Here is a 9612-nt window from a genome sequence, read left to right as displayed (position 1 = left end):
TTTAGTTACAATGATTAAATCAGGTTAATTGAAATAAGTTGAGCTACGCTGCCGTAAGCTCACATGTAAATGAATGGTCAATGAATTTTAACCGCATACGATTTGATTCAATGCCTTTAATGTTGGCAAGCTAAAGCTAAATTAGTGACACCAAATCTTCTTGTTTTAGATAGTGGCTATTCTTTAGTCAAACCAGAAGAATGCACATAATATGGTAAGTCCCTAGAATAGTAGACACTTTCCAGCATGACTAAACTTAAGTCAACAGACCAGTACCAAGCAGAGTTAGTTCAACCATGCGAAACAAGCAAAGGGGCAAAGGTGTGCCAACAGATTTCGACCTAGCATGCCCCTGGACAAAAGTGAATTTGGATCTTAGGCATACCTATTCAGATTGGGATTAATTTTTGTATGGCTAACCTCTAAGCACGTGACCATATTCTCATGACCACATCACCCCGGCTTGCGAATACGAGAATGGTCTTGTAGCAATTGTGGCGCTACGCAACTACTTCAAGAATATAAGAATGAAAAACATACAATTAAAATCTAAGATTCGATCTTCTTAAAAACAGTAATTAACTCTCTTTCTTTCTTGCCAAGCCAAAAGCCCTTGCGACCAACTATCAATAAGAGCATAGACTCGTCGGAGACAATATTTCTTCTCCAAGAATGTCTATCTGTCGCAGAGGGAGATGGTCTATCTTCCGGGTGTGTGTGCCACTCTCCAAGGTACAGATGTGTACCAGCAGAGCTTTCAAAGGCCTCATTCACTCGTGACTGATGATGAGTTCCTCGACGATCAACTCGGCACCTCTGACGAATGTCGCCAGGCCCAGGTTCAGAGATATCGCAAACAACCAAATGTTGTCCTCTACGCTCTCCTATAAGGACACCAGCAGACTCAGGGGTAAGATGATGGAGCTGACGATAAGACAGTAATGACGTTACTACATGCCCCATAATGACAACAAGGCAATCACTCTCATCTTTGAAAACAATTTCGACATCACTCATCACAAATATTACATCCTGAGAAATGCTTTAGAGTTCTCGGCTTCTTCGAGCGAGACCCATCTAACATATGCTCACTATAGTTCCATGGAAGAGTATGCTCTAGCGTATTCAATACGGCCTCCTGAGCTAAAGCCGCCGTTATATGGCTTACTGCGGCATCATATGGTGTATATGTACTCCCACAACTTATGTGCTTCTCTTTTTCCTGATCAATGCCCTCAAAACGAAGATCTACGTTATTTCGATAAACTGCGGGGTCAGATATCATACAACCATAACAACAGCTACCATCGTCAACCAAAACCTTTGAAGCCCGTCCATTACCATCATTAAATGCATGAATAATCATAGGCCTAACATCTGCGCTTAGAGTCCTAACCACTGCCGCAAGACGCTTGGAAACGGGTGGGCGACCTGTTGCATCAATAACAATGTCATATTTCGATAGGACATCAGCCTGGATAGGGAACTGTCTGTCAATCCCTTTGATACTCTGCGCAATATGGACGGCTTCCTTCAGGCTATTGGCTAAAGCTATAGATTTCGCTAGACCAAAGTTATGAGCTGTCAGAGAATGCCGAGCAAAGTTGTGTGGTTTGAAAGAATCATCATCATAAAGGTGGAAGTCATTTTCTCCGCAGCCAGCACCACTACGCAGCAGCAGTTCTGCCAAATATCCACCTATAGTCCCGCATCCAATAAGAGCAATACGCTTCTGACTTAAATTTCCAACGTCTGGTCGTGGTTGATTACGACTTAATAGAGTGTCTCGATCAGCTCTGGTCACACCTAGCCGCTTAAAGTTGGCACTCACAAACTTGCCACCTAACAATGCCGCTTCATTGTTTATGTTCCGCTTTCTAGCGGCATTCCTACCAAAGTACCGCTTACCAATAACATTCAAATTCAGCTCCAAGTAAACGGCCAACTCATCTTGACCCTCCACATCAAGCAACAACATGTGACGTTTTGTCCTCTTGGCCATCAAGAGAGTCACCGTCCGAGCATGCGCAGAGCAATCAACGAGCTTCAACCAACTTAACACCTCACGAAGGCAGGATGGAGGCCAGTTTACACCGGCCAAACGGTTCGGCTTTACTGATATACAATGCGTTGTAATCGACACTTCTTGCAGGGAGCTTTCATCGAACTTTCTTTGGTTCAACCATTTTGCTAACTCTTCACTTTGCTCAGAGCAAGCAGCTACGTACTCTCTCCGGATAGAGCCACTACTTAGCTCAGCTTCTACGAGGTGAGTCTTTAATTGAGCTTTTCTCGATGGCTTAGCTAACAAGTAGAGATCTTCTTCTGATTGCCAATAAGCACTAAACTCTCCTTCAAGTTCAACATCATTTGATGTTCCACTCTCTACAGATGCTACAGAGTTATCCAAGGTAAGCTGTATTTGCTCATCCACATCTTGATAAGTTGACTTTAGATCATTGGAGTTCCAATCAGCTTCCATTTGAGCAACATAACACAGGTAAAACCCGAAATTGATGTGAGGCAGTAGTCGACCTTTATACTGTTCAGGTTGCTGCAGAATATACGCAAAGGGTAACTGTATGTGCGGGTCATTCCACAGAACCAAAGCAATTACAAATACCCCACCTTTAGTCGAGTACTCTTTTACGTAGTAGCCTTTGCGCCGGCTTTTTATATCCAACAGAATGCCTTTTGGCATTTGTTTAACCGGCGTATAGCGAAATCCGCACCCCAGTAATGTATGATGTAATTCCTGCTTCACTTTCAGCCGCTTACCATTGTGCTGCTGATTTTTTCAGGTTTCGAGGCTGAACTAGGTTCTTGAGCGAAAGCCGGTAGAGCCTTTGCCAAAACAATAAGGTCACTATTACTAACACGATTCCCAAACGCCATATTAATCTTTTGCAAAGCCTCTGACTTAGAGTCAGCTAACTCAGCAGATGACAGAATTTCTGGCAAGCGCTCTAGTTTGCTCATAATGTCCATCTCGCGACGGCCATGCTTATAAGAAGGTGGGAAGAGTGGCTTTTCATCTGTATCGTCAGGACTCTCTACCCCTCTAGCAAACTCACCAGGAAGATTCTTAGCAACTATCTTCATAGTCTCTCCTAGATCACTAGAGTCATGAGAAACTCTATCAAGTATGTTCACCGTCGCCGCCATTAGGCTTATCGACGATGGGCCTCCAACATCCCATTGTGCATCCCGCCATGCTTTCATAAACCGACAGACCTTACGAAGATGTTTTCCAATCCGTCCACAGCTATCGTTAAACCAATCTTCAACTATTTTGGGATCACTATTAATCCATTTTCGCTCACCTTCGCGAAGAGCGAGGTTCACATTTTCAGAATCGACCTCATAAGAGTCAGTATCATCCGAATCATAAACATTTGATTCACAACCAACACTTTCGAGAAATGACCTATTTGAATTTAAAGCGACTTGCTTTTTCATAAACTCATCTTTAGGAATAGCATACATAGGCACATCGATGTGTGTTTTCTCTCCCTCGATTTTAATCCGTCCACATGTCTGCTTAGCTTCAAACTTCCAACCACTATTTTCCGCTACAAGTGACTTTAGTGAGGCGTCCACAAGGAGAACTAGTAAGGTATAGCCAATCTTGGGCTCTGACTCAAAGATAGGCATTGGCATGTAGGTGCCATCGTCAATATCCATTTCTTGACCTGGCTGAAACGGACGATTCAGAGTGTCATACTGGAAGCTTCCCTGAGTCCAGAAGCGAGGTGTCAGTCCCAAAAACTCATCACGGGCATCCTCATCCATCTCGTGAATAAGCTTAGCTACCTCTCGTTGATCGCTTTCAGACAGGTGCTTGATTTTAGTCTTTGAGACCTTTTCCTGAATAATTTCAAACGTAAGAACACTTTTTTTCACAGCCTTGGCAATCCCCTTAGCTTCTTCAAATACATCTCGTGTTCTTAACCGGATGATCTTGCGCAGCGCCTTAAGATTGTTCTTCTCTTCGTCTGTAAGAACTAACTTACCCATCAAGCCATCATTCCGGTTTATATAGTACTGGTGAAAGTTCCAAGCCATTTTCACACTCCTCTAAGATTTATTTAAATTTGCGGGCAGGTACTTTGAAAAAATCTGCCAATGCTTTGTTTTTAGTGAACTCTTCAGTAGCTAATTGCCTACCACGGCTAGCTAAATTGCTAAGCGAGCTTTCAGAAGCGTTATCCAACGTAATGTCACTTGCAGCTTCATGAGGTATTGTGTCATCCAGATACACGAGATTGCCTATGGCGTCATGTGTCGCTAACTCTCTTAACAACATTGCTCTGTGAAGTTGCTGATTCGCCGTCATGGTACTGAGGACCAACCTTTCCCCCATTCCCCATAACCCTAGATAGCCGCTTTTGCCAGCCAAACTAGAAGGGCTGAGACTATACTCCTCTCCCAGAGTACCTACGTTGAGTATCCTGACATCACTAACCTTTGCCTCAGGAAAGTCTGTCGTCATATCGCGAAAAACTTCATGTAAGCCAATAAAACTCGGATTATTTGCAACCAAGCCTCCATCAGCAAAATAGGCATCCAAATCTTCACAATAGTGAGGAGCAAAATATGTGGGTGCAGCTGAAGTAGCCAAAGCTGCATCAATTAACTTGAGGCGGCCATCCCTGTTAAATTCGGGGTTGTGAGGAGTTTTGAAGAACTGAGGTTTACCTGTAGAAAGATTAACTGTAGGAATGAGAACTCGACACTTCAGGTCATTAAAAGTGCTGTCTTCACCGACCATACTGGCTATCGTTGTAGCCAATGGCTTACTGTCATAAAGCGGACGCCTAGCCAGTCGATACTTTCTGCGTAAACCTGAGAAAAATAGTGGGAATTTCTGCTCAGGAAAGATATGTCCTGCTTGCTTTCTAAACACTTCTTCCAGCTCTTTTGCGCTCTTTCCATAAGCCAAACCCAAAGCCAGAATTCCACCAATAGAAGTACCAGTAATCAGGTCAAAATAATCTCCAATTTTAAAACCATTAATACCTTGTTTTTCTTCGACTATTCGTTCAATTTCAGCCAACAAGCTGATAGTAAATAAACCTCTTGCTCCGCCGCCATTCAAACTAAGAATTCGGACTTGATTTTTAAAATGTTCATTCTCAGGTGGATTTGGCATGCGGCCTCCATTTTCAATCCATCACATCAGTACAATTTGGGTAAGTTGTGGTAACGGATTTACCACAACTCTGGTTTTGGGTATTTTTTTACCACTATCCGCGCAAGGCTGGTCATGGTTCATACCCAGAGCCATTACAACGCGGGCATTGAAGAGGCTCGTAGCTCCGCTTGGTCAGCTTTTCGAATATCCGCTTCACCGGCCCATGCTTCTTGCCTTTACATTCCTTACATTTTTTTTGAGTCATAGCTTCCCCCTAGAAAACTAATGGTTACGCCGCATCAAAATAGCCAAGCAAACGTTCTGAAAGCTCATTTACCTCTAGTGCATGAAGTTTTGGAGCCATATCTTTTCTTGAGTTGAGAAACGATACCGCTCGGTTATGTTTAAGTAGCTCTTGCCCGCCACAAACAACCAAGTACTCCTGATGCTCAGAGTTGGCGGCATCCATAGCTGTATAGGCGAGCTTCTCAATCGCTGTTCCGCTTGTCTCCTGATACTTAGCGGCAATCTGCAAACTTCCTTGTGGGTGATGATTGTCTTTAAGTAAGCCCCTGACAATCGTTGGGGGTTTTCTTTCTATAGGTTATGTGAACTTTTAATCCACAGGTAAACACTATATGTTGTGCTGCATAAGTTTTAAATCACAAGATAATGCTGCCGCAAAGATATTTCAAGTTAAATACCACACGCCCCTGTGGATAACTTATTTCAACGCCATCACCTGTTAGTGGCAGCTAACCTATAACCTCTTTAACTGCAAGTGCTCCTAAAAACTCAACTTCATAACCGACTTAGATATAAATCAACACAAAATTGATCACGCTCAATATCTTTTGAATATTCAGGGTAATAAAGTGGGAACAGCAATCTATCTATTCAAAGTGGGCTATGAACACTCAATTACCAACATTCCTTTCGTTCAAGCTATTACCCCACCAGCAGACGATTACAGTAAATTTGATAGTATCAACGAAACGGGATTGGGGTTTTAAGTATCGACTAATGTGAGTTGCGCGTTACTGAATCCAATTGGTGTAGCCACTGCAGACTTGTACCCACGCATCACACTGGGTGCATCAGCTAACTATCTGCACAATTTTAGTTGACCACAAACAATGTAATAAAAGGCAGTGATGGTTTTAGCTATGGCATCGGACCTTTAATTTCATGGAGTTTCCCAAATACTACTGCGGCTCACGCTAGGTTGGCTCAAGCTGAAGCACAAGCGGATGCTTCGGTGGCCTATTTTGACTCTCTGGTACTGAACGTACTTAAAGAGGTTGAGCAAGCACTAACATCGCTCAATGCTGTGACACAGCAGCAGCAATCCTTAGCACGTGCAGAGCAACTCGCCAGCAAAGCTTACCTGTTGGATCAAGCTCGCTTTGAGGCGGGAGCAATCGCGCATGTAGAACTGTTGGTGTCCCAACGCAATCTACTGGACAACCGCGCTGCCAATGCCTCGGCTCAGATAGCATTAACCGTATCCGTCCGGTGATCCCACCTAGCGCTTAGCAAACTGCCATGGTAGAAGTTGCCCGATATCGGTTTCGGGTTTGCTGAGCTGCTCAAGGCAGTCCATGACATACTCGAACACATTGAGGCCATTAGCCTTTGCTGTTTCGATGATGCTATAGAGGATGGCGCTAGCATTGGCACCATTTGCGGTCTGGCTGAACAACCAGTTTTTTCTGCCGATGACGAACGGTTTGACTGCTCGCTCTGCGCGGTTGTTGTCGATGGCGAGATGGCCATCGAGTGTGTAACGAATCAGTTTATGCCATTGATTAAGGCAGTACTGTATTGCCTCTCCGAGTTTTGTTTTCGGTAACACCTGTTGTGCTGATTTTGTCAGCCAGGTTTCAAGCTGATTTAGGAGCGGTAGGCTCTTTTCCTGTCGTTGCGTATAGCGGGTTGAGGCAGTCTCTTCTTTTAACTGCATCTCTATACGGTAGAGTTTCTGGATGTGGTTCAGTGCCCAGTCGGCTTTGCCACTGCCTTTACTGCCAGCGCCTTTTTTCGCCTCCATGAACTTGCGTCTCGCATGAGCCCAGCAACCGACTAAGGTGGCCTGCGTTTGTTCGTAGCCCTGATAACCATCCACTTGCAGATAGCCGCTATAACCATCAAGGAAGTCAACGGCACATCGTCCAGCACGACTATTGTGATAATCGTACAGCACGATGTTGGGTATCACCGAGCCAGTAATGGTCGCTTGCGGTGAATCTGCACCAGTAGCATACAGCCACATGTAACTGGTCGCTTTGTCAGCATCGACAACCTTCAGCGTAGTTTCATCCGCCTGGATTACCGGTTGTTGTAGCAGATGTTGATGAAGCTGGACATAAAGCGGCTTAAATAGCTCAGCACAACGGATTATCCAGTCCGCCATGGTTTTGCGGCTAAGTTCGATACCGTGCTGTTTGAACATGGCTTCTTGCCGGTAAAGTGGCAGGCCATACTGGTATTTGCTGGTGATTATCTGGCTTAACAAACTGGGCGTTGCATAACCTTTGGAGATAACGCTGTGTGGCACCGGTGCCTGCCTTACTGTGTTGCTGATGCCCTCTTTTTCGCAGGTGCGACACGCATACTTCGGTCGTACATGCTCAATCACCTTAACCTGAGCAGGGATAAACTGAAGCTTCTCAGACTTATCTTCGCCGATGCAGTGCAGTGTACCGGCACAGCAGTTACAGACTTTGTCTTCATCTGGAATATCGTGGACGATGACTTCACGCGGCAAGTCTTCAGGCAGCGGCTTACGCTTGGCTTTATTGCGCGTATAGCTGATGGTTTCCTGCTCTGGCAATTCGTCTTCAGTTGCCAGTTCTTCAGCCTCATTAAATAGTTCACCTTGACCAGGATGGCCTTCGGTACTCTTGCCAAATTGTTTTTGCTGCGCAATACGGAACTGCTCTTCTAAATAAGCAATTCTGGCATCTCTTTGTTCAAGAAGCGCCTCTAGTTCGGCGATGCGGCGTTGATAATCATCTGTATTCATAAGATTATTATCGCCGATTAAGGTACTGATTACTTGGGATTATTCAGACTATTTCGTGATCGATAATTGCTGCTTATGATCACCGGTTATAAGCCGGAAGTCGTGTAATTCAACGGCGAGTGTCCTATCACATCAAAGCCCGACAATAACCACTGCAACTGCTGCTCACTCAGGTGTATGTGCTGTAATTCAGTGTCTGATGGCCATTTGAAACGATGTTTCTCCAAGCGTTTATACCACAGGGCAAAGCCGGTTTTATCCCAGTACAGCACCTTCAACTTATCCCGCTTTTTATTACAGAAGACAAACAGCGCATCCCGGAACGGGTTTAATTCCATCTGTTGTTCAACCACCACAATCAGGCCGTTGATGGATTTACGGAAGTCGACATTATCCAGGTAAAGATAAATGTCAGAAGGCTCAACGAACATCTTCATTAATTCAGCGCCTTCATCAGGCTAGCCAGCCAGTGCGGGCTGACGTCTGCTGGTACACTCAATGTAGAAGAGGCATGCTTGAGCACGAATGTCTGAGTGGCATCTTCAACTTGCGACTCGAAGGTGGTGACTTCGCGCTTAACGTGAACAAACTTATTGCTGGTACGCTGAAGCCGGATGTCACTGCGTCTGGCGTAAAACGTCTGAATATTAATCTGATGCTGACGACAAAACGCCACCGCCGATAACCCGCTTTGTTCCTGACGCTCAAAAAGAGCCAGCCAGGTATTTACATCTCGTCGTTGATATCGCATGCATGTTCTCCTTAATAAAAGAACACAATGCCGTAGCAACTTCAGTTTTTAAATGTGGGGATTACCGGACGGTTACTGTGGGGATTACCGGACGGTTACGTTCAATCTACAAATGTCTGCTCTATCGCTATCAACCAAATCAAAGGTGCCAGCAACCTTGTCTGATATTGAGCAAGAGAATCACTATAACTTAGCCCTGCTAGGCGGATACAAAGAACGAATTGTAAGGATGTTTGAGACCCATTTACTGAGTCGCTGAGCCAGGGTTTATCAGTCTAGTTTTTAGGCACTATCCAAACGCCCCACTTCTCAATCACTTTAAACTAAAGATTTTATTGAGCGCAATTGGCTCTGTATACTCTGGACCTATTGTAAGCTGATCAGCTACCTTCATAGAGAAATTTATCCGAGATTGACTTTTAACCTCTTTCAACTGCAAATTTTCCATTGGAATTTGGAATAAATTAGGCTGTTCAGGAAACAGCCTTGAGTAAGCTGATTCTAAGTGGGATATAGAGATCGTATTACTCTTTTGTTTTAATGCAAGAATTAATGCTTCTATTAATAGCTCTTTTAATAAGCGATTTTCTCCATTACTTGCGGCAAATAGACGAGCAGAGAGCTCAGGAGATGCAAAATTTGTGAGCTTACGGCAGCATAGCTCAACTTAACTCGCCAGCTCTGGTTTACTAAGTGCTTATC

General features: G+C 44.3%; 9 protein-coding genes. 1 reads left to right on the top strand and 8 read right to left on the bottom strand.

Annotation, left to right across the window (positions count from 1 at the left end):
• Positions 1-549: 549 nt before the first annotated feature.
• The 5 genes from cap3 to IEY42_RS20990 form a co-directional block, all read right to left on the bottom strand.
• Positions 550-1017 carry a CBASS system CD-NTase/cGAS isopeptidase Cap3 gene (gene cap3, locus IEY42_RS21010; protein ID WP_188927153.1) on the bottom strand — a complete coding sequence of 156 codons (468 nt, stop codon included), beginning with the start codon at positions 1015-1017 and terminating at the stop codon, positions 550-552.
• A complete protein-coding gene (locus IEY42_RS21005; RefSeq protein WP_188927152.1) occupies positions 1010-2764 on the bottom strand; it encodes an E2/UBC family protein in 1755 nt (584 codons plus the stop codon). Before IEY42_RS21005 ends, cap3 begins: the two co-directional genes overlap by 8 nt.
• Before the next feature lie 2 nt (positions 2765-2766).
• On the bottom strand, positions 2767-4071 hold the full coding sequence (locus tag IEY42_RS21000) for a CBASS cGAMP synthase (protein ID WP_188927151.1): 1305 nt from the start codon (positions 4069-4071) through the stop codon (positions 2767-2769).
• 13 nt (positions 4072-4084) lie between these two features.
• Positions 4085-5152: a CBASS cGAMP-activated phospholipase gene (locus IEY42_RS20995; RefSeq protein ID WP_188927150.1), complete on the bottom strand. Its 1068-nt coding sequence runs from the start codon at positions 5150-5152 to the stop codon at positions 4085-4087.
• Positions 5153-5423: 271 nt separating this feature from the next.
• The gene (locus tag IEY42_RS20990; protein WP_188927149.1) at positions 5424-5669 is read right to left on the bottom strand and encodes a PD-(D/E)XK nuclease superfamily protein; all 246 of its coding nucleotides are present in this window, start codon (positions 5667-5669) and stop codon (positions 5424-5426) included.
• A 588-nt stretch (positions 5670-6257) separates the two neighbouring features.
• On the opposite strand from IEY42_RS20990, the gene IEY42_RS20985 reads away from it, so the two are divergent.
• Complete coding sequence (locus IEY42_RS20985; RefSeq protein ID WP_188927148.1) at positions 6258-6653, top strand: TolC family protein; 396 nt, start codon at positions 6258-6260, stop codon at positions 6651-6653.
• 6 nt (positions 6654-6659) lie between these two features.
• Here IEY42_RS20985 and tnpC read toward each other — a convergent pair whose 3' ends face one another.
• The 3 genes from tnpC to tnpA all read right to left on the bottom strand — a co-directional run bounded on the left by tnpC (position 6660) and on the right by tnpA (position 8910).
• A complete protein-coding gene (gene tnpC, locus IEY42_RS20980; protein ID WP_188927147.1) occupies positions 6660-8159 on the bottom strand; it encodes an IS66 family transposase in 1500 nt (499 codons plus the stop codon).
• Between the two features lie 86 nt (positions 8160-8245).
• Complete coding sequence (gene tnpB, locus IEY42_RS20975; RefSeq protein WP_188927146.1) at positions 8246-8596, bottom strand: IS66 family insertion sequence element accessory protein TnpB; 351 nt, start codon at positions 8594-8596, stop codon at positions 8246-8248.
• On the bottom strand, positions 8596-8910 hold the full coding sequence (gene tnpA, locus IEY42_RS20970; protein WP_188927145.1) for an IS66 family insertion sequence element accessory protein TnpA: 315 nt from the start codon (positions 8908-8910) through the stop codon (positions 8596-8598). The genes tnpB and tnpA overlap by 1 nt, the downstream gene beginning before the upstream one ends.
• Between the last annotated feature and the right edge of the window lie 702 nt (positions 8911-9612).

It is taken from the genome of Shewanella algicola, assembly GCF_014648035.1.
GTDB classification, from domain to species: Bacteria; Pseudomonadota; Gammaproteobacteria; order Enterobacterales; family Shewanellaceae; genus Shewanella; species Shewanella algicola.
The sequence above is the reverse complement of the archived record's forward strand: the minus strand, read 5'-3'. Positions and strand labels throughout refer to the sequence as shown.

Coding starts and splice junctions, on each gene's coding strand:
- tnpC (WP_188927147.1), bottom strand. CDS start 8,159: ATGAATACAGATGATTATCAACGCCGCATCGCCGAACTAGAGGCGCTT.
- IEY42_RS20995 (WP_188927150.1), bottom strand. CDS start 5,152: ATGCCAAATCCACCTGAGAATGAACATTTTAAAAATCAAGTCCGAATT.
- tnpA (WP_188927145.1), bottom strand. CDS start 8,910: ATGCGATATCAACGACGAGATGTAAATACCTGGCTGGCTCTTTTTGAG.
- tnpB (WP_188927146.1), bottom strand. CDS start 8,596: ATGAAGATGTTCGTTGAGCCTTCTGACATTTATCTTTACCTGGATAAT.
- cap3 (WP_188927153.1), bottom strand. CDS start 1,017: ATGAGTGATGTCGAAATTGTTTTCAAAGATGAGAGTGATTGCCTTGTT.